This is a genomic window from Caballeronia sp. ATUFL_F1_KS39, from assembly GCF_023630985.1.
In the GTDB taxonomy this organism is placed as follows: Bacteria; Pseudomonadota; Gammaproteobacteria; order Burkholderiales; family Burkholderiaceae; genus Caballeronia; species Caballeronia zhejiangensis.
Genome location: NZ_JALQDZ010000042.1, coordinates 13,760 through 32,861, shown reverse-complemented (window position 1 = coordinate 32,861; position 19,102 = coordinate 13,760). Strand labels below are relative to the sequence as shown.

General features: G+C 63.6%; 19 protein-coding genes. 6 read left to right on the top strand and 13 right to left on the bottom strand.

All coding sequences use genetic code 11. The annotated features are described in order from the left end of the window. Window positions 1-30 precede the first annotated feature (30 nt). From NCR93_RS22690 to NCR93_RS22665, 6 genes are all read right to left on the bottom strand, one after another. Window positions 31-234 (bottom strand): hypothetical protein, encoded by a 204-nt coding sequence (locus tag NCR93_RS22690; RefSeq protein ID WP_144403683.1) that lies wholly within the window; start codon window positions 232-234, stop codon window positions 31-33. A 180-nt stretch (window positions 235-414) separates the two neighbouring features. Then, a complete protein-coding gene (locus NCR93_RS22685; RefSeq protein ID WP_008348559.1) occupies window positions 415-975 on the bottom strand; it encodes a PAS and helix-turn-helix domain-containing protein in 561 nt (186 codons plus the stop codon). A gap of 75 nt (window positions 976-1,050) precedes the next feature. Continuing rightward, a complete protein-coding gene (locus NCR93_RS22680) occupies window positions 1,051-2,022 on the bottom strand; it encodes a dipeptidase (RefSeq protein WP_008348557.1) in 972 nt (323 codons plus the stop codon). A 13-nt stretch (window positions 2,023-2,035) separates the two neighbouring features. Beyond that, window positions 2,036-3,397, bottom strand: coding sequence for an MFS transporter (locus NCR93_RS22675; protein ID WP_008348555.1), 1,362 nt, complete (start codon window positions 3,395-3,397; stop codon window positions 2,036-2,038). A gap of 154 nt (window positions 3,398-3,551) precedes the next feature. Continuing rightward, entirely contained in the window at window positions 3,552-4,427 is an 876-nt protein-coding gene (locus tag NCR93_RS22670) for a glycine betaine ABC transporter substrate-binding protein (RefSeq protein ID WP_175981212.1), read from the bottom strand. A 214-nt stretch (window positions 4,428-4,641) separates the two neighbouring features. Beyond that, complete coding sequence (locus NCR93_RS22665; RefSeq protein ID WP_175981210.1) at window positions 4,642-6,126, bottom strand: MmgE/PrpD family protein; 1,485 nt, start codon at window positions 6,124-6,126, stop codon at window positions 4,642-4,644. A gap of 164 nt (window positions 6,127-6,290) precedes the next feature. Here NCR93_RS22665 and NCR93_RS22660 point away from each other — a divergent pair, with 164 nt between their 5' ends. Beyond that, window positions 6,291-6,737, top strand: a complete 447-nt coding sequence (locus tag NCR93_RS22660) for an SRPBCC family protein (protein ID WP_008348550.1) — start codon at window positions 6,291-6,293, stop codon at window positions 6,735-6,737. A gap of 82 nt (window positions 6,738-6,819) precedes the next feature. After that, the gene (locus NCR93_RS22655; protein ID WP_008348548.1) at window positions 6,820-7,152 is read left to right on the top strand and encodes a DUF2322 family protein; all 333 of its coding nucleotides are present in this window, start codon (window positions 6,820-6,822) and stop codon (window positions 7,150-7,152) included. A gap of 60 nt (window positions 7,153-7,212) precedes the next feature. On the opposite strand, the gene NCR93_RS22650 is transcribed toward NCR93_RS22655, so the two are convergent. Together NCR93_RS22650 and kdgD are read right to left on the bottom strand one after the other, a co-directional pair. Continuing rightward, entirely contained in the window at window positions 7,213-8,565 is a 1,353-nt protein-coding gene (locus NCR93_RS22650; RefSeq protein ID WP_175981208.1) for an MFS transporter, read from the bottom strand. Between the two features lie 119 nt (window positions 8,566-8,684). Beyond that, the gene (kdgD, locus tag NCR93_RS22645) at window positions 8,685-9,602 is read right to left on the bottom strand and encodes a 5-dehydro-4-deoxyglucarate dehydratase (RefSeq protein ID WP_008348545.1); all 918 of its coding nucleotides are present in this window, start codon (window positions 9,600-9,602) and stop codon (window positions 8,685-8,687) included. A gap of 204 nt (window positions 9,603-9,806) precedes the next feature. Between kdgD and garD the strand changes: the two genes are divergently transcribed. Together garD and NCR93_RS22635 are read left to right on the top strand one after the other, a co-directional pair. Continuing rightward, the gene (gene garD, locus NCR93_RS22640) at window positions 9,807-11,399 is read left to right on the top strand and encodes a galactarate dehydratase (RefSeq protein WP_175981206.1); all 1,593 of its coding nucleotides are present in this window, start codon (window positions 9,807-9,809) and stop codon (window positions 11,397-11,399) included. Between the two features lie 164 nt (window positions 11,400-11,563). Further along, entirely contained in the window at window positions 11,564-12,775 is a 1,212-nt protein-coding gene (locus NCR93_RS22635; protein ID WP_175981204.1) for an MFS transporter, read from the top strand. Here NCR93_RS22635 and NCR93_RS22630 read toward each other — a convergent pair. Next, window positions 12,761-13,573 carry an SDR family NAD(P)-dependent oxidoreductase gene (locus tag NCR93_RS22630; protein WP_175981202.1) on the bottom strand — a complete coding sequence of 271 codons (813 nt, stop codon included), beginning with the start codon at window positions 13,571-13,573 and terminating at the stop codon, window positions 12,761-12,763. The genes NCR93_RS22635 and NCR93_RS22630 overlap by 15 nt on opposite strands. 118 nt (window positions 13,574-13,691) lie before the next feature. On the opposite strand from NCR93_RS22630, the gene NCR93_RS22625 reads away from it, so the two are divergent. Next, window positions 13,692-14,639, top strand: a complete 948-nt coding sequence (locus NCR93_RS22625; RefSeq protein WP_008348535.1) for a GlxA family transcriptional regulator — start codon at window positions 13,692-13,694, stop codon at window positions 14,637-14,639. Window positions 14,640-14,660: 21 nt separating this feature from the next. After that, the gene (locus tag NCR93_RS22620) at window positions 14,661-15,893 is read left to right on the top strand and encodes a Zn-dependent hydrolase (RefSeq protein ID WP_175981200.1); all 1,233 of its coding nucleotides are present in this window, start codon (window positions 14,661-14,663) and stop codon (window positions 15,891-15,893) included. Here the strand turns inward: NCR93_RS22620 and NCR93_RS22615 are convergent. The 4 genes from NCR93_RS22615 to NCR93_RS22600 are packed head-to-tail and all read right to left on the bottom strand — an operon-like array spanning window position 15,890 to window position 19,068. Beyond that, the gene (locus tag NCR93_RS22615) at window positions 15,890-16,447 is read right to left on the bottom strand and encodes an RBBP9/YdeN family alpha/beta hydrolase (RefSeq protein WP_175981198.1); all 558 of its coding nucleotides are present in this window, start codon (window positions 16,445-16,447) and stop codon (window positions 15,890-15,892) included. The two genes, NCR93_RS22620 and NCR93_RS22615, sit on opposite strands and share 4 nt — an antisense overlap. Before the next feature lie 11 nt (window positions 16,448-16,458). Then, on the bottom strand, window positions 16,459-17,307 hold the full coding sequence (locus NCR93_RS22610) for a TauD/TfdA dioxygenase family protein (protein ID WP_008348529.1): 849 nt from the start codon (window positions 17,305-17,307) through the stop codon (window positions 16,459-16,461). A 10-nt stretch (window positions 17,308-17,317) separates the two neighbouring features. Beyond that, on the bottom strand, window positions 17,318-18,298 hold the full coding sequence (locus NCR93_RS22605; protein ID WP_175981196.1) for a quinone oxidoreductase family protein: 981 nt from the start codon (window positions 18,296-18,298) through the stop codon (window positions 17,318-17,320). 38 nt (window positions 18,299-18,336) lie between these two features. Next, window positions 18,337-19,068, bottom strand: a complete 732-nt coding sequence (locus tag NCR93_RS22600; protein WP_175981195.1) for a universal stress protein — start codon at window positions 19,066-19,068, stop codon at window positions 18,337-18,339. Between the last annotated feature and the right edge of the window lie 34 nt (window positions 19,069-19,102).

The window sequence follows — 19,102 nt, the reverse complement described above, 5'->3', positions numbered from 1 at the left end:
GCGTCGCGGACGCGGCGCGCCTCGCGGAGTTCAGCAGCTTTGCTCGTAATCGATATATTCGAAGCCGGCCGCAATCGCATAGCGGATCGCTTCTTCCACGTTCGGAAACTCGCCGGCCAAGCGCACCGAACGCTCCATCCCGTTCAAATCCTGGATTCGCGCCGTCGCGGCAAACGCGTCGCCGTGCCGGACCGCCGCCGGCGTGACCATCATGTCCCTGTAGCTGAAGACCATTTCTTCTTTCTCTTCCGGATGTCGTCGGCCCGCGCCGTATGGCTGCGGAACACGCGTTATGAATGTCGAAAAGGCGCGAACGATCTGGCGTCCGGCTCCTTCTGCTTCAGGTTATCGGCATCGGAAAATGTTTCTTTACGCGAGCGCTTTCGTCTGAATATTGCGGCAGTTCGCGCCGATTCAGGCCAGGAGCCGCGCGATCAGGTCTTGTGTGGCTCGCGCGCCGTATTTGCGCAGCAGGCTTGCACGATGGATGTCGACCGTGCGAGGGCTGATGTTCAACTCCTTGCCGATCTCCTTGCTCGTCATGCCATGCACGAGCAGCGCGGCGACGTCGCGCTCGCGCTCGGTCAGCAGGCTTGCGTTGTCTGATTGCTTCGTGCCTTGCGACAGATCCGTGAACGTCCAGACCGCAAGCTCGAAAGGCCGCTTCGGGTTATAGCCGAAGCCGCCGACCGTCACCCAGAAGTAGCTTCCGTCGACGCGCCGCATGATGCGGTCATCGCTGAATACGGCATGCTTTGCAAGCAGCGGCGCCAGACGATGACCGGTGGTGGTGAAATCCTTCTGCTCGGGATAGAGCTTCGAGAACGACTGCTCGATGATATCGCTGCGTTTTGCCCTGAAGAGTTCCAGCGCGCGTGCATTGCAGTCGACCATGATCCGCTCTCTCGCGACGATGACGGCCACGGGCAAATGCCTGAACAAGTCCTCGTAGTCGAGCTTGGGCGAATCGGTCATGTCGGGAAGATTGTCGCGTCTGGCGAAAAGTTACTGTAACACCGAGGTTCGGCACTTTTCGCACGGACTTTCGCTTCAACCGTTCCAGACTTCACCGAATACGCGCAGCCAGTTTTCGCCCATCACTTTCCTGATGCGAGATTCGCTCCAGCCGGCCTTTTGCATCGCGGCGGTGATGTTCGGAAACTCGCCGATCGTGCGAATGCCTTCCGGATTCACGACCTTGCCGAAGTTCGTCAGACGGCGATAACGGCCCTTGTCGTGCGTGATCCAGTCGAAGAACTCGGTGCTATAGCCTTGCGTGAAGTCCGTTCCGATACCGACCTTGTCTTCACCGATAAGATCGATGACGTATTCGATAGCTTCGAGATAATCGTCGACGGTCGCATCGGCGCCTCGTCTCAGGAAGGGCATGAACATGGTGACGCCGACGAAACCGTTCGCTTCGGCAATCTCCTTCAATTGCTCATCCGTCTTGTTGCGCGGATGCTCTTTCAACGTATAAGGGCAGCAGTGCGAGTAGGTGACGGGCTTCTTCGAGCAGGCGATCGCATCGGAAGAAGTCTTCGCGCCCACATGCGAAAGATCGACCATGATGCCGACGCGATTCATCTCCTGAATCACTTCGCGACCATATCCCGACAAGCCGCCATCCGGTTCATAAGAACCCGTGCCGACGAGATTCTGCGTGTTATAGCAAAGCTGGACCACATTCACGCCCAGCTCCTTGAACACCTCGATATAGCCGAGGTTGTCCTCGAACGCATACGCGTTCTGAAAGCCCAAGATGATGCCGGTCTTGTTCTCCTTCTTCGCGCGCAGGATGTCGTCGGTCGTGCGTACGAGTGTCAGAATCTCGCTGTATTCGCGGATCTGCTGCTTCATTTCCGCGATGTTATCGATGGTCTTCTGGAAGTCTTCCCACACCGACACGGTGCAGTTCACGGCGGTGACGCCGCCCTTTCGCATGTCTTCGAATACGGAGCGCTCGAACTTCGAGATGTTCAGTCCGTCGATGATGATGCTCGAATCGTGAAGGCTATTCATCGCGTGTATCCGTTCAGATGGTTCTCTTGATGCCGCGCTCGACGGCCGGGCCACTGCTTGCGCTCTTGTTCGACGAACCTGCTTCTTCGAGCGCGGTCTTCGACGTTTCGCGCAGCGAGAGGCCGCCGATCATCGCGAAGATGGATACGGCGATCAGGTAATACGCCGGCGACAGATTCGTTCCCGTTTCCGCGATCAGCCACGTCGCGACGAGCGGCGCGGTGCCGCCGAAGATCGTGTACGCGAGGTTGTATGTGATCGCGGATGCGGTGTATCGCGTCTTCGTCGCGAACACTTCCGAAAGAAGCGGAGCAGTGACCACGCCCGAAAGCACCGCGCCCACCGCGAGCAGCGCCACGCCGAGCAGCGAAGGCGACAGATTTCCCGATCCGCCGAGCGCGAAGGCGGGATAGACCGAGACGATGATGAAGATGCACGTCGTCGCGATCGTCGCGCGGCGGCCCACGAGGTCGGAGAACAGACCGGCGAGCGGGCACAGCGCCGCGGCGAAGAAGAGCGCGAGCACGGTCACGAGAAGCGATGTTCCGCGCGTCAGATGTCCGGCGACCTGCATGTAGGTCGCGAAATACGTCGTGAACGTGTAGAACGAAAGCGCCGTCACCGAAACGAATGCGCCGAGCTTCAGAATGTTTCCGGACTGCGAATGCAGGGTTTCCATCAGCGGCGCATGCGCGACTTCATGCTTGCCTTCGAGCGCCTGGAATGCCGGCGTCTCGTGCAGATTCACGCGCAGATACACGCCGATGAGACCGACCGGCGCCGCGATCAGGAACGGCACGCGCCAGCCCCAGTCGACCATCGCCGCGGGCGAAAGCGACGATTCGAGCGCATAGGCGACAACGGCCGCGCATGCGAACGAAGAGAACGTCGAGACCGGAACGAAGCTGCCGAAGAACGCGCGGCGTCGGCGCGGCGCGTGCTCCATCACATAGGCGCACGCGCCCGCGTATTCCCCGCCTGCGGAAAAGCCCTGCACGCAGCGGATGATCGTGAGAAGCAGCGGCGCCCAATAGCCGATGCTCGCATAAGTCGGCAGCAGCCCGATCAGCGTCGTGGCGCCGGCCATCAACAGGATGGTGAAAGCGAGCGTGCGCTTGCGGCCGATGCGGTCGCCGACCACGCCGAAGAAGAGGCCGCCGAGCGGACGGAATGCGAAGGCGACCGCGAAGACCGCGAACGTCTTCAGGAGACCGACCGTGGGATCGCCACTGGGAAAGAACTCGCGCGTCAGGATGGTCGCGAGAAAGCCGTACGCCGCGAAATCAAACCATTCGACAAAGTTTCCGATCGACGCCGCCGCGATGACACGTCTCAGCGTTTTGGTATCGACCTCGTGAGTTGCTTGATGTGGCATGGCGCTTCACCCCTTTCGCGTGTCGGATTCGATCCGGATTGAAAGGAGCGTAAGTGCTCAAATTACTTAGGTCCATACGTGCCAATTACCTAGGTAATCGGCGCTCCGACGCCGCCGCCGCGCCCGGCGTGCAAGGCCGGGCGCGGCTTCGCGCCTATTGCTGGAGCCACGCCTGGACCTTCTCGGGATGGCTGTCGACGAACTTCTTCGCCGCCGCGCTCCAGTCGTTCGATGCGTTGCCGTCGAGCTCGATCGATTCGACATCGGCCAGCGTCAGCTTGAAGTGCCGGATGAAGACATTCGCGCGCGGAAATTTCGTCGCGAACTGCTTGGAAGAGAAGCCGTGAATCTGCTCGTCGCCGCCGAGCACGCCCTTGGGATCTTTCAGATAACGCATCTTGTACTTCTGCCAGAGCCAGTGCGGACTCCACACCGTCGCGACGATCCAGCTCTTCGATTGATACGCGCGCGCAACGGCGGTCAACATGCCGGCCTCGCTTGCGCGAATGAGGTTATATCCGGCGAGGTCGTACTCCTTCAGCGCCTTTTCCGAAGCGACCATCTCGCCCGCGCCCGGTTCGATGCCCTGAATCGTGCTGTTCAACTTGCTCTTGACTTCGGGCTTGTTCAGATCGCCGATGGACGCCACTTCGCTCTCGGGCACGTAATCCGGCACCGCCCAGCCGATCTTCGCGCCGGAATAGATGACGCCGAGATCTTCCATGTCGTTCTTGAAGCGCGCGTAGTAGGCCGCGTGCGTGACCGGAAGCCACGCGCCGAGCATCAGGTCCACATCGCCGCGCGCGATGCCCTGAAACTGAATGCCGAGGTCCGCCGTGGTCAGGGTAACGGGTTGTTGCAGCTTCGTTTCGAGAACGTACTTCGCGGTATAGACGACCGCTTGCGTATCGGCCCAATTTGCTAGCGTGATCTTGATCGGCTCGACGGCGCTCGCGCACATCGCGAACGTGACAGTGGAGACTGCAACGGCAGCTTTCATGGCGAAGCTCACGGACAAGGCATTCTTCATTGACGTTTCCTTGCATCGACAGGTTTTATGGAAGACGCGACGCGATCAATTCTCCTGATCTATAACGCATTCATCTGCGACGGATGATTAAGCAGCTGCAGGCGACGCCCCGCAGTCCGCAGTATTCGGGCGCATTAACGCGACGTCAATGTTCTTTGCTTATATCGTCGGATGGAACGTCGATACATCGAGCTGGCGCTCTTCGCATGAACGATCATCGCGGCAGCGCCGAAGTCGCGATTTCGCTCGCGCTGTCCAGTTGCTCGACGTGCCAGCATTTATCGATCAGCGCGCGCGTTTGCTCCGGCGTGAGGATGCCGTCCGCCAGATCGGAGAACTTGGTTTCGAGCTGCTTGTCGGTCATCGGCACTTGCGTGCTGCCGATCGCGTGTTCGATGTACTTGTGCAGCTTGCGGCCATCCTTCAGCGTGATCGTCATGTCGACCTGTTCCGGCTTGATGGACGGATCGACGATCGCGTTCACCTTGTCGCGCAGCTCGATTGTCTTCGGGTCGCGTACCTTGGCGTCGCTGAACTGTTTCTCGCCCGCCGCGCCGTCGATGATCGCGATCGCCACCGCGTGATAGATGCTGAACTTGCCTTCGAGCCCGATCTGCGGCGTCTTCTTGCCCGTCAGTTCGAGCACGAGTGGATGCACGCGAAGATCGATGCGCGCGATCCGATCCGCGCTCAAGTGTTCCTGATTGCGCAACTGGATCGCTGCATCGATCGACGGATGAATGACGATGCCGCACGCGAAAGGCTTATACGTATTCAACGTCGATTCCCAATGCGAACCGAGGCCCTCCGTGATCTCGCGATAATCCTGCTTCGTGCTGATCGTGTTGGCCCAGCCGCGTTTGGCTTCGATCATGCCGTCCGAGCTCGTGTAGTTCTGGCCCGCGAGCAGTGCCGCGAAGATGCCGTTCGCGGCGGCGCGGCCGGGATTGAAGCTCTTGTTCATCGAGCCGAACGACTCGCGCAAGCCGACCGGCTGCGAGGCGGCGAGACCGAGCGCCCAGACCATCTGCTCGACGCTCAGTCCCATCAGCTTGCCCGTCGCCGCCGCCGAGCCGAACACGCCGCACGTACCGGTGATGTGCCAGCCGACATCGTAATGATTCGGATACACCGCATTGCCAATGCGCAACTCCGTTTCGACGCCCAGCACGAGCGCGTTCAGAAAGTCCTTGCCCGTGACGGCGCGATATTGCGAGTACGCCAATATCGCCGACACGACCGGTCCCGCCGGGTGAATGATCGTCTTCAGATGCGTGTCGTCGTAGTCGAAGATATGACTGCTCACGCCGTTGATGAACGCCGCGTTCATGATGTCGAAGCGCTCGGTCCGGCCGAGCAGGTTCGCTTGCGGCGGACCGGAGAACGGCGTGAGCGCGGCGACTGCGCGATTCACGGTCTCGTCGTGCGATCCGCCGACCGCGACGCCGACCCAGTTCATCAACGTCCTGACGCCTTCCTTGCGCACCGGCGCGGGCAGATCGCCATAGCCCGTTCTTACGATGAAGTCCGCAAGAATGCGCGTGACGCGCGGCGGCTTCCCATTCGCCCCACTGGCCGATGCGAAAGCGGATGCAGATGCGGCGTTGCTTGTCTGCGCGAACGCTGTCGTGCCTGCCGCCGATGCGAAAGCGCCTGCTGCGCTGGTCATGAGAAAGCTACGGCGATCGATGTTGGGCATGGAGTCGTTTCCTTGAAATGGCACAAGTGGGAACCCGCGCGCAAGTATCATTCCGCGGCAACGAGGCGAACCAAGGGTTTTCCCGATTCCCTTGCATGTCGATTCACGCTTCGATGCATCGTCGTAGAGATGTGTCCAATTTTTCCGCGAAAGGAGAGCACACCATGGCCACCGGAACCATCCGCCTTCACCGTGTCTTGCGTACGACGCCCGAGCGTCTTTATCGCGCGTTCCTCGAACCCGATGCGATCGCGAAGTGGCTTCCGCCTTACGGCTTCACATGTCAGGTCCATCACATGGATGCGCGCCAGGGCGGCACGCACAAGATGTCGTTCCGCAATTTCGGCACGGGCAATAGTCACTCGTTCGGTGGCGAGTACGTCGAGCTGGTGCCGTTCGAGAAGATTCGCTACACGGACCGCTTCGACGATCCGAACCTGCCCGGCGAAATGCAGGTCACCGTTTCGTTGAAGCAGGTCGTGTGCGGGACCGAGTTGAGCATCGTTCAGGAGGGCGTGCCCGAAGTCATTCCGGTGGAGATGTGCTATCTCGGCTGGCAAGAGTCGCTGGAGCAACTCGCGCGGCTCGTCGAGCCTGTGATCCCCGAGTGACGATGCGCGCGATCGAGCCCTTTCGTTGATCGGATAAGATACGGCGCCCCGCAACATCAACTCAAAACGTGGAGTGCTTTTCGTGATCCAGCCGAGCAACGTATTCAAGGATAACCTCGCCCAATTGCCCGCCATCGACGGCATCGAGCGCATCGATCTGGTCGATGGCAAAGGTGACGTGGTCGCGAGCATCGAGAACAAGCCGGGCAAGCAGGGCTCGCTCGCGGTCTATCACTATCTGAAGCAGGCGTTCGGCGCGCTGGACGCGCAAGCCGCCGAGCATGGTCTCGCCGTGTTCGCCGAACATACGGCCGATGCGCGCAATCGCCCGGGCGCGCATCCGAATGTGGATCGGCTGATTGCGATCGTCGATGGCGGCGAGGCGTTGCGGGTCGACGTGGTTCGGGCGCAGTAAAGCAAAAGCCCGTTCTGCCATGAGCAGAACGGGCTTTTCCGATTCATCGCTTGCAGCGGATCAGACCCTCAACTCCACCCGCTTGATGTCCTTCACGATCACGAGATAGCTGAACACCGTGATCAGCGCATTGATCCCGACGAACGCCAGCGCGCCATTGAACGAGCCCGACTGCGCGACGAGATAGCCGATGACGATCGGCGTCACGATGCCCGCGACATTGCCGAACATGTTGAAGATCGATCCCGAAAGCCCGATGGCTTCCTTCGGCGACGTATCCGCGACCACGGCCCATCCCAAAGCACCGATGCCCTTGCCGAAGAACGCCAGCGACATCAGCGCGACGACGATCCAGTCCGTGTCGACGTAATTGCAGCCGATGATGCACGACGACAGCAGCATGCCGCCGACGATCGGCACCTTGCGCGCCAAAGTGAGCGACTTGCCGCGACGGATGAGGCCATCGGAGATCACGCCACCCAGCACGCCGCCCGTGAAGCCGCAGATCGCCGGCAGTGACGCGACGAAGCCTGCTTGCAGAATCGTCATGTGACGCGCCTGCACGAGATAGATCGGGAACCACGTCAGGAAGAAGTACGTCAACACGTTGATGCAGTACTGCGCGAGATACACGCCGAGCAGCATCCGGTTGGTCAGCAACTGCTTGACGACGGGCCAGCCCACGCTGTGGGACGTGCCACGCGCCACGCCGCCCGCGCGCTGATGACCGCGCACGAGACCGCCGCCTTCCTCGATGTACTCCAGCTCCTGCCGGTTCACGCGCGGATGATCCGCCGGATTCTTCATCACGGCGAGCCACGTCAGCGCGAGCGCGAGACCCGCAACGCCCATCACGATATAGACGTGATGCCAGCCGAAAGCATGCGTGAGCCACGCCATCAACGGCGTAAAAACGACGGCCGCGAAGTACTGCGCCGAGTTGAAGATCGCCGATGCCGTGCCGCGTTCTTTCGTCGGGAACCAGCTCGCGACGACCTTCGCATTGGCCGGAAACGCGGGCGCTTCCGCCGCGCCCATCGCGAAGCGCAGCACGAAGAGGGCGGTCACGGCGGTCGCCGCGCTGCCGAGCAGGCCTATCGAACTTTGCAGCAACGTGAACAGCGACCACAGGAAAATGCTCGCCGCATACACGCGCCGCGCGCCGAAGCGATCCAGCAGCCAGCCCGCGGGCACTTGCGAGAGCACATACGCCCAGCTGAAGGCCGAGAAGATGTAGCCCATGCGGATCGCGTCGAAACCGAATTCGGCGCGCATCGCGGAGCCCGTCACCGACAAGGTCGCGCGGTCCGCATAGTTGAACGTCGTGATCACGAAGATCAGCAACAGAATGAGATAGCGCACCTTGGTGCGCTTCATGACGTCCGCGGGATTCGCGGTGCGGCTCATCGACATGGACTTCCCCTTTCTTTCCGTACGTGCGAGATGCACGGAGGGCCGCTCGCGCGGCCCTCATCGGCGAAGCGTCACACGGCGTCGTGCGTCCTCGCTTCGCCCGTCTCCTGCCTGTGCCTTTACTGCGCGCCGAGCTTCTTGATGAGCACGTCGAGTTGCTCGAGCTCGTCTTCGGTCAGATCGGTCAGCGGCGCGCGCACCGGGCCCGCATCGTGGCCGACGAGTTTCGCGCCCGCCTTGACGATCGACACCGCATAGCCCGCACGGCGATTGCGGATCTTCAGGTACGGCAGGAAGAATTCGTCGATCAGGCGGCCCGTGGTCGCGTGGTCGTCGGCGGCGATTGCGCGATAGAACTCCATCGCGGTCTTCGGGATGAAGTTGAACACCGCCGACGAGTACACCGGCACGCCGAGCGCCTTGTACGCGGCTGCGTAGACTTCGGCCGTCGGCAGGCCGCCCAAGTACGAGAAGCGGTCGCCGAGGCGACGGCGGATCGTCACCATGTTCTCGATTTCGCCGACGCCGTCCTTGAAGCCGATCAGGTTCGGGCAGCTATCCGCGAGTTGCTCCAGCATGTCGGCGTTGAGCTTCGAATTCGCGCGGTTGTAAATGATGACGCCCATGTTCGGCACGGCGCGGCAGACTTCCTCGGCGTGCGCGCGGATGCCTTCCTGCGACGCTTCGGTCAGATAGTGCGGCATCAGCAGAACGCCTTGCGCGCCTTGCTTCTCCGCTTCCTGCGCAAAGGCGATGGCCGTGCGCGTCGGGCCGCCCGCGCCGGCGAGGATCGGCACCTTGCCGCGGCACACTTCGGTGGCCGTCTTCACGATCTGCGAATATTCGGGTTGCGTCAGCGAGAAGAACTCGCCCGTGCCGCCCGCGACGAACAGCGCTGAAGCACCGTAAGGAGCCAGCCATTCGAGGCGCTCCGCGTACGTGTTCGCGCGGAAGTTGCCTTGTTGGTCGAAATCCGTCACGGGGAAGGAGAGCAGGCCTTCGGAAACGATTTGCTTCAGTTCTTGCGGTGTCGTCATGGTGATGAAGTCTCGATGTTCGGCGACCGGCCGATTGCCGATCTCGTAAGTCATCGTACAACATAGACTGACGTCAGACAATCTATTTACGCGTGCAAAATCAATGGATACGGGTAAATACTAACCAATTGTGACTGTCTATGTTGTAGGATGACATAACTCAAGCCGCAGCCGCGCGGTATGTTTGCTCAAGGATTCGTCAGAATGAATCAGTCCCCTCTCTATATTCGCGTCCACCCGGACGACAACGTCGCGATCGTGGTGAACGACGGCGGTCTCGGCGAAGGCGCCACGTTCGCCGATGGCCTCGTGCTGCGCGAACGCGTGCCGCAGGGCCACAAGGTCGCGCTGAAGGATCTCGCGGAAGGCGATGCGGTCATCCGCTACAACGTCGTGATCGGCTATGCGACGAAAGCGCTCCCGAAGGGAAGCTGGATCAACGAGCACGTCACGCGCATGCCGACGCCGCCCGAGCTGCACGACCTGCCGATTGCGACGATCAAGGCGCCGGACGAATCGCCGCTGGAAGGCTTCACGTTCGAGGGTTATCGGAACGCCGACGGCTCGGTCGGCACGCGCAACATCCTCGCGATCACGACGACGGTGCAATGCGTCGCGGACGTCGTGCAGCACGCGGTGACGCGCATCAAGGCGGAACTGCTGCCGCGGTATCTGAATGTCGATGACGTCGTGAGCCTCGGTCACACATACGGCTGCGGCGTGGCCATCGACGCGCCCGACGCGATGGTGCCGATCCGCACGGTGCGCAACATCGCGCTGAATCCGAACTTCGGCGGCGAAGTGATGATGGTGTCGCTCGGCTGCGAGAAGCTCCAGCCGGAACGCCTGATGCCGCCGGGCACGATTCCGATCGCGGCGGCATCGGCGGAAACGGAAGACGTGGCCGATATCGGCGACAACACGCACGACGACAACGGCGGCACGGTCGTGTTGCAGGACGAGGCGCACGTCGGCTTCGGCTCGATGATCGAGTCGATCATGCGGATGGCCGAGACGCATCTGAAGCGCCTCAACAATCGCCGTCGCGAGACGTGTTCGGCGGCGGATCTCGTCGTCGGCGTGCAGTGCGGCGGCAGCGATGCGTTTTCCGGGCTGACGGCGAATCCGGCGGTCGGTTTCGCGACCGATCTGCTGGTGCGCGCGGGCGCGACCGTCATGTTCTCGGAGGTCACGGAAGTGCGTGACGGCGTCGCGCAACTGACGGCGCGCGCGGCGAACCGTGAGGTGGCGCAGGCGATCATCCGCGAGATGCAGTGGTACGACGATTATCTGAAGCGCGGCGGCGCGGACCGCAGCGCGAACACGACGCCGGGCAACAAGAAGGGCGGGCTGTCGAACATCGTCGAGAAGGCGATGGGTTCCATCGTCAAGTCGGGGTCATCGACGATTTCGGGCGTGCTGTCGCCGGGCGAGAAGGTGAAGCAGAAGGGGCTGATTTACGCGGCGACGCCTGCGAGCGATTTCATCTGCGGCACGCTGCAGCTCGCGGCGGGCATCAACCTTCATGTCTTCACGACGGGGCGCGGCACGCCGTACAGCCTCGCCGAAGTGCCGGTGCTGAAGGTCGCGACGCGCTCCGATCTCGCGCGCCGCTGGCACGATCTGATGGACGTGAACGCGGGAACCATCGCGACGGGCGAGGCGACCATCGCCGATGTGGGCTGGGAACTGTTCCGGCTGATGCTCGATGTCGCGAGCGGGAAGAAGCAGACGAAGGCCGAGGCGTTGAAGCTGCACAACGCGCTTGTGTTGTTCAATCCGGCGCCGGTGACGTGATTCGATGCGCGCTCGCCGGAAACGAAATCGCCCCGCTTTGAGCGGGGCGATTTTTTTTGCGGGCGCGGTGTGAGGCGGATGAGCGAGCGGAATGCGCGATCGGACCGCCACGCTGGGCCATTCTTTGGCACGATGACATCGAATCGATGACACGAATCGAGCCCATGCCATCTCCTTTCGCCACACCGCGCCCGCCGATCCCCCGCACCGTCTGGGCGCTCGGCCTCGTCAGCCTGTTCATGGACCTGTCCTCCGAGCTGGTGCATGCGCTTCTACCGATCTACCTCGTGACGACCATGGGCATGAGCGTCACCGCACTCGGCGCGCTGGAAGGCGCAGCCGAAGCAACCGCGATGATCGTGAAAGTCTTTTCGGGCGCGCTGAGCGACTGGCTCGGACGCCGCAAGGGCCTGCTGCTCTTCGGCTACGGCCTCGCGGCATTGACGAAGCCGCTGTTCCCTCTCGCCGAAACGCCCGCGCTGGTCGTGGCCGCGCGTCTCGTCGATCGCTTCGGCAAGGGCATTCGCGGCGCGCCGCGCGATGCGCTGGTCGCGGATGTCGCGCCGCCGGAAATCCGTGGCGCCGCTTTCGGCCTGCGGCAGTCGATGGACACGATCGGCGCGTTCGCCGGGCCGTTGCTCGCCATCGTGCTGATGCTCGCGTTCTCCGATCACATCCGCACGGTGCTCTGGTTCGCGACGGTGCCGGCGTTCATCGCCGTCATCATCATTCTGTTCGGCGTGCGTGAGCCGGAAAGCGCGTCCGCACGAGGCGAGAGCTTCCGCTCGCCGCTGCACTGGCGGTCGATGCGCGAGTTTTCGGGGCGCTACTGGTATGTCGTCGCGATCGGCGCGACCTTCACGCTCGCGCGCTTCAGCGAGGCGTTCTTGGTACTGCGCGCGCAGCAGACAGGACTCGATATCGCGTGGATTCCCGCCGTGATGGTCGTGATGAGCCTCGCGTATTCGGCGAGCGCGTATCCGGCGGGCGTGCTCTCCGATCGATGGGACCGGCGCGCGTTGCTCGCCTGCGGCCTGGCGCTGCTGATCGCGGCCGATGTGCTGCTCGGCGCGGGATCGTCGATGCTCACGCTGTTCGCGGGCGTCGCCTTGTGGGGACTGCACATGGGCTTCACGCAAGGCATTCTCGCGGCGATGGTCGCCGAATCCGCGCCGCCTTCCCTGCGCGGCACCGCATTCGGCGTGTTCAATCTCGCGAGCGGCGTCTGCATGGTGCTGGCGAGCGCGATCGCCGGATGGATCTGGGATCGCCATGGCGCGCCGGCGACCTTCTACACCGGCGCCGCGCTCGCGCTGATACCGCTCGTCATGTGCTTCGCGCCACGGCGAGCGGATTCCGCGTCACGAAAGGCTTGAAGCGCCCGATACATACCGTGCAGCCGGCTTGTTCGCCGACAACTCCGGCGCCATCGCCTGCCGCGCCGCTTCGTACGCATCCCACTTCGCGCCGTCGTGCAGCGACGGAATCGTCACGAGCTCATCGCGATCGAAGCCGACGAGCGCCGCATCGACCATATCGCCCGCCGACATCACGATCGCGTTGTCGAGATTCTCGATCGGCAGGCCGCCCGTTTCCCAAAAGTCGGTGGCCGTCGCGCCGGGCAGCACGGCCTGCACGCGCACGCCCTTGCCCGCCAGTTCGCGATGCAGCGACTGGCTGAACGCGAGCACGAACGCCTTGGTGCCGCCATACACGCCGTTGAGGATCTCCGGCGCAATGCTGACGATCGACGCAATGTTGATGATCGCGCCACGGCCTCGCGCGACGAAGCCGGGCACCGCCGCGTAAGCGAGGCGCGTGAGCGCGGTCACGTTGAGATCGATCATGCGCGTCATCGCGTCGACGTCGCTGTCGAGCAAAGGCGTATGCGTGCCGATGCCCGCGTTGTTCACGAGCAGCGTGATGCTCGCGTCATTCTTCAGCTTCGCTTCGACAGTGGCGAGCGCGCTGCGGTCGTTCAGATCGGCATCGAGAATCTCGACGCTGCGGCGCGTCTCGTTCGTGATGCGTTCGGCGAGCGCCGCGAGCTTGTCGCGATTGCGCGCGACGAGAATGAGGTCGTAGCCGCGCCGCGCGAGGCGCTCCGCATAGACCGCGCCGATTCCGGAAGACGCGCCCGTGACGAGCGCGGTGCCGAGGTGTGTCTGCGTCATGTTTCACTCCGTCAGAAAACAAGTGGTTGATTGCGTGAGTGAATTCTGGCCGGATTTGACCGTGACGCAAATGACGTATAGGGTAGTGATTCGTGACATCGCGCGGCAGGAAAACGACATGCACCGCATCGGCTATTTATTGAGCGACGGCTTCCAGATCATGGCGCTCGCCTCGCAGACGGTTTTCGAAATGGCGAACGACGTATCCGGCGAGGCGTTCTACGGCATCGAAAATTATTCGACGGCGGGCGGCGAAGTGCGCTCGTCGCTCGGCATGAAGATCGACACGCGAGCGATCACCGCGCGCACGCAGATGGACACCTGGATCGCCGTCGGCGTCACCACGCCGCTCACGATCGCGCCGCCCGCCGACGTGTTCGCGTTCCTGCGCCGCGCGGCGAAGCGCACGCGGCGTATCGCGGGCATCTGCACGGGCGCATTCGTGCTGGCCGGAGCGGGCCTGCTCGCGAATCGCCGCGCGACCACGCATTGGGCCTACGCGCGCGACATGCAGCGGCTTTATCCCGATGTGCAAGTGGAAGAAGACCGCATCTTCATTGTCGATGGCCCGGTCTGGACGTCGGCGGGCATGACCGCGGGGCTCGATCTCGCGCTCGCGATGGTCGAGAAGGATCTCGGCGCCGATATCGCCCGTTCGGTCGCGCACAAGCTCGTCATGCATCAGCGTCGCGCGGGCGGGCAGTCGCAGCATTCGGAAATGCTCGATCTCGCGCCGAAGTCCGATCGCATCCAGAACGCGCTGAACTATGCGCGCAAGAATCTGAACCGGCCGCTGACGGTCCAGGAGCTCGCGGGCGAGGCGCATCTGAGCCCGCGTCAGTTCAGCCGCGTCTTCACGCTGGAGACGGGGCAGTCGCCGGCGAAAGCCATCGAAGGATTGCGGCTCGAAGCGGCGCGTCTGATGATCGAGAAAAGCCGGCATTCGCTCGAAACGATCGCGCAGGAAACGGGCTTCAGGGACCGCCGTCACATGCGCGAAGCATTCATGCGCGGCTTCGGCGTGCCGCCGCAGGAAGTGCGGCGCGAGGCGCGCACTCAAACGTAACGATTACATCAAGGACAAACAGTGCTGAAGATCAATCCCGCCCGCCTGCTCGACGACCTCCGTCATCTGCGCACGTTCGGCGCGACCGGTCCGGGCGTCGTGCGCCTCTCGCTGTCATCGGTCGATATGGACGCGCGCCGCTGGCTCGCGGGCCGCATGAACGAAGCGGGACTCGCCGCGACGATCGACGGCGTCGGCACCGTGTTCGGCCGCTCGCGCAACGCGGGCCCGGCGCTTTTGATCGGCTCGCACACCGACACGCAACCGACCGGCGGCTGGCTCGACGGCGCGCTCGGCGTCATTTACGGCCTCGAAATCGCGCGGGCGCTCGCCGAATGCGAAACGACGCGTCATTTCGCGGTGGACGTCGCATCGTGGATCGACGAGGAAGGCACGTTCTCGGGCTTTCTCGGCAGCCGCAGTTTCGTCGGCGAAGCCGTCGATGAAGCCCTGCGCCACGCGCGCAATCGCGAGGGCGTCCTGCTCGGCGATGCGCTCGCGCAAGCGGGACTCATCGGCGCGGCGCGCGTGCGTATCGACAGGGCGCGGCACAAGGCGTATCTGGAACCGCACATCGAGCAGGGCGGACGGCTGGAGGCGCACGGCAAGTCGATCGGCGTGGTGACGACGATCGTCGGCATACGCGAGCTGAAGCTGCGCTTCACCGGGCAGCGCAATCACGCGGGCACGACGCCGATGTCGATCCGGCGCGATGCGGGCGCGGCGCTCGTTGCGTTCATCGCGCGCATGGACGAAGCGTTTCGCGCAATCGCCGATGCCGATACCGTCTGGACCGTCGGGCGCATCGAGCTCGATCCGGGTTCGTTCAGCGTGGTGCCGGGCGCGGCGGACATGTATCTGCAATTCCGCGACGCCAGCGCGGAGCGTTTGCGCGCGATGGAAGCCGCGCTCGCCGCGCTGATCCGCGACTTCAATGCCGAAGGGAAAATCGGTGTCGCGATGACGGACAGCGAGCCGCCCGAAGCGCCCGTCGTGATGGACGCCGCCTTGCAGGCGCATATCGCGGAGGCCGCCGAAGCGCTCGCGCCGGGTCAGTGGGAACGCATGCCGAGCGGCGCGTCGCACGATGCGCAGGTGATCGCGCATCATGTGCCGGCGTGCATGCTGTTCGTGCCGAGCATCGGCGGAGTGAGTCACGATTTCATCGAGGACACGGCGGAGTCGCACATCGTGCTCGGCTGCGAAGTGGCGGCGCGGGCAGCGGCGAATATCCTCGCGAGCTTGTCGGCTTAACGCTCGGTGATCTCCGCGATGTATCGCCCGGCGTCGCGCCAGAGGCCGAATCCCGACGCCGGATTCATGTGCCCGACTCGGCCGAGATCGGCGAGCCGCGCGCCCCAGTCGTGCGCCATGCCGGCGACGCGTTCGAAGCGCGCGAGCGGATCGTCATGGCTCGCCGCGACGACGCACGGAAACGGCAGGCGTTCGCGCGGCGTGGGCAGCCATCCGTGCAGCTCGAGTTCATCGACTGACGGATAGCCTTCCGGCAGCGGCGAATCGAAATCGGGCGGCGTGACGAAGAGCGCGCCCTGAATCTCGCGACGATGCCGCTGCGCCCAGTGCACGGAAATCATCACGCCGGCGCTGTGCGCGACGAGCACGACCGGTCCGTCGATCTGCGCGAGCGCCGCGTCGAGCGCGGCGACCCGCGCGCTCCGATCGAGCTTGTCGCGTTGCAGCGGCGGCACGGTACGCACGTTGTCATGCGCGTTGGCGTAATGCGTCTGCCAGTGGTCCTCGACGTGATCGCGCAGGCCGGGGACCATGAGTATCGTCGGTGCGTTCATGCGTCGATCCATCAGAAGGGCACGTCGCCGATGATCCCCGCGCGCTCCATCTTGCGATGACACGGCGGATAGTCCATCACCGCGTAATGCTGCGTGCTGCGGTTGTCCCAGATGGCGATGCTGTTCTTCTTCCAGCGCCAGCGCACCTGATATTCCGGGATATACGCCTGGCTCAGCAGATACGCGAGCAACTGCCCCGCGCCGGGATTCGCGTCCTGCCCGAAGCGCACGCGCTCCGGCGTGTGATAGTTGGTGAAGTGCGTCGCGAAGGCGTTGACGAACAGCACCTTCTCCCCCGTTTCCGGATGCGTGCGCACGACGGGATGCTCGGCATCGGGAAACTGCGCCTTCAGCGCGAGGCGTTTCTCGATAGGCATCGCCGCACCGAAACTCGCCTCGATGCTGTGCCGCGCGCGCAAATCCGCGATCTGTTCCTTGACGTGCGCGGGCAGCTTCTCATACGCGAGCACCATGTTCGCCCACATCGTGTCGCCGCCGACGGGCGGCGTTTCCACGCAGCGCAGCACGCAGCCGAAGGGCGGCGCGACGCGCCAGGTCGCGTCCGTGTGCCACGCGTTTTCGTAGCGGTCGTTCGGCTGATCGGGCGACTTGTAGATGCGCACGAGCCCCGGATGGTCCGGATCGCTTCCCGCGACCGGATGATCCTCCAGTTCGCCGAAGCGCCGCGCGAACGCGACGTGCTCCGCGCGCGTGATTTCCTGATCGCGCAGAAAAAGCACGCGATGCGCGAGCAACGCGGCGCGGATTTCGGCGAAGAGGGCGTCGTCGTGAATGGCGTCGGCGAGATTGACGTCGGTGAGTTCCGCGCCGATCGCGCAAGTAAGTTGTTCGATACGCATGAATGTCTCCTCAGACGACGAACACGGACGAACCCGTGGTCTTGCGCGCTTCGAGATCGCGATGAGCGTCCGCCGCGTCGCGCAGTGCATAGCGCTGGTTGATCTCGATGCGAATGCGCCCGCTCGCGACGTGATCGAAGAGTTCGGCGGCGAGCGCATTCTTCTCGGCCGGATCGGCGATGTAATCCGCGAGCGCCGGGCGCGTCAGATAGAGCGAGCCTTTCATCGCGAGCAATTGCGGATCGAACGGCGGAATCGGACCCGATGCCGTGCCGACGCACACCATCAGACCGCGGCGCGCGAGCGAATCGAGCGATGCGTTGAAAGTGGTCTTGCCGACGCTGTCGAATACCGCGTTCACGCCCTTGCCATCGGTCAGTTCGCGCACGCGCGCGGCCACGTCCTCGCGGCTGTAGTCGATCGTGTGCGCCACGCCATGCTCGCGCGCCACGCGCGCTTTCTCTTCGCTCGATACCGTGCCGATCACCGTCACGCCGAGCAGCTTCGCCCATTGCGACACGATCAGCCCGACGCCGCCCGCCGCCGCGTGCAAAAGCAGCGTGTCGCCACGCTCGAAGCGGCGGATGCGCGTCATCAGATAGGCGGCGGTGAGGCCGCGCATCGTCATGGCGGCGGCGCGCGTGCAGTCGATCGCATCGGGCAGCTTGACGAGCGGCGCGGCGGAAATGATGCGCTCCGTGCTGTACGCGCCGAGCGTGTTGATGAAACCAGTGTAGGTCACGCGATCGCCTTCCTTCAGATGCGTGACGTTCGCGCCGACCTTCTCGACGACGCCCGCCGCTTCGACGCCCATGCCCGAAGGCAGCGGCACCGGATAGAGGCCAGAGCGGAAATACGTGTCCGCGAAATTGAGCCCGACGGCCTCGTGACGCAGACGGACCTCCAACGGGCCGGGTTCGCCCACGGCGACTTCTTCCCAGCGCAACACTTCCGGACCGCCGGTTTCGTGAAAGCGGATTGCATGTGCCATTGTTTCGTCTCCTTGAGTCTCTGTTTCCTGTATGGCGTTCAGCGCGCGAGCGCGTTCCAGTCGGCGTCGCGCAGATAGCGGCGCGCGGCCGGCAGCACGACGCCTTCGATGCGTCCCATGCGTTCGCACGCGAAGCGCGCGCTCGCAAGCAATGTGTCGTCGATGACCTCGCCATTCGCGATCGATGTCGCGACGCGCGCGAGCAGCGCCGCTTCGCGTTCGGCGAGGCGCGCGAGTTCGTCGAGTTCAGCATCAAGCGTCGATGTGCGCTCGCGCAATGCCGTGGTCAGCGCGGTTTCTTCGTGATGTGTTTCGCGAAGACGCTCGATCGTCCGCGCATCGGGTCGCGAAGTGCGCAGCGCATCGTCGTAAGCGTCCGAGCGCATCCGATGCACGGCGAGCAGCGCGCCCGCCGCCTTCGTGACCATCGGGCGCGCGTCGCTCGGCGCGATCAGCACGGCCACGCCCGGCAAGGGCGGCACCGCGCTGCCTTGCGCGATGCACACGAGGTCGTAATCGTTCGCCGCCGCCGAATCGATGCCCTGCACGCCTAGCACCGTCGCCGGCACGCCGTGCGCGCGAGCGGCGGCTTCGGCGCGGGCGAGGGCGGCCGCGATCCGGCGATGCTGCGCCGCATCGTCGCTCGCGCCCGCATGCAGGCTGACGAACGTGATGCGTGCGCCGAGCGAGCGCGCGAGCTCGGCCGCATGGCCAGTCGCCTCGACGCTGGCGTCGTTGCGCTCGACGGGCACGAGCAGATGTCGGTACATGGTGATCCTTCGGTTTTCAATTGCACGGTTGATC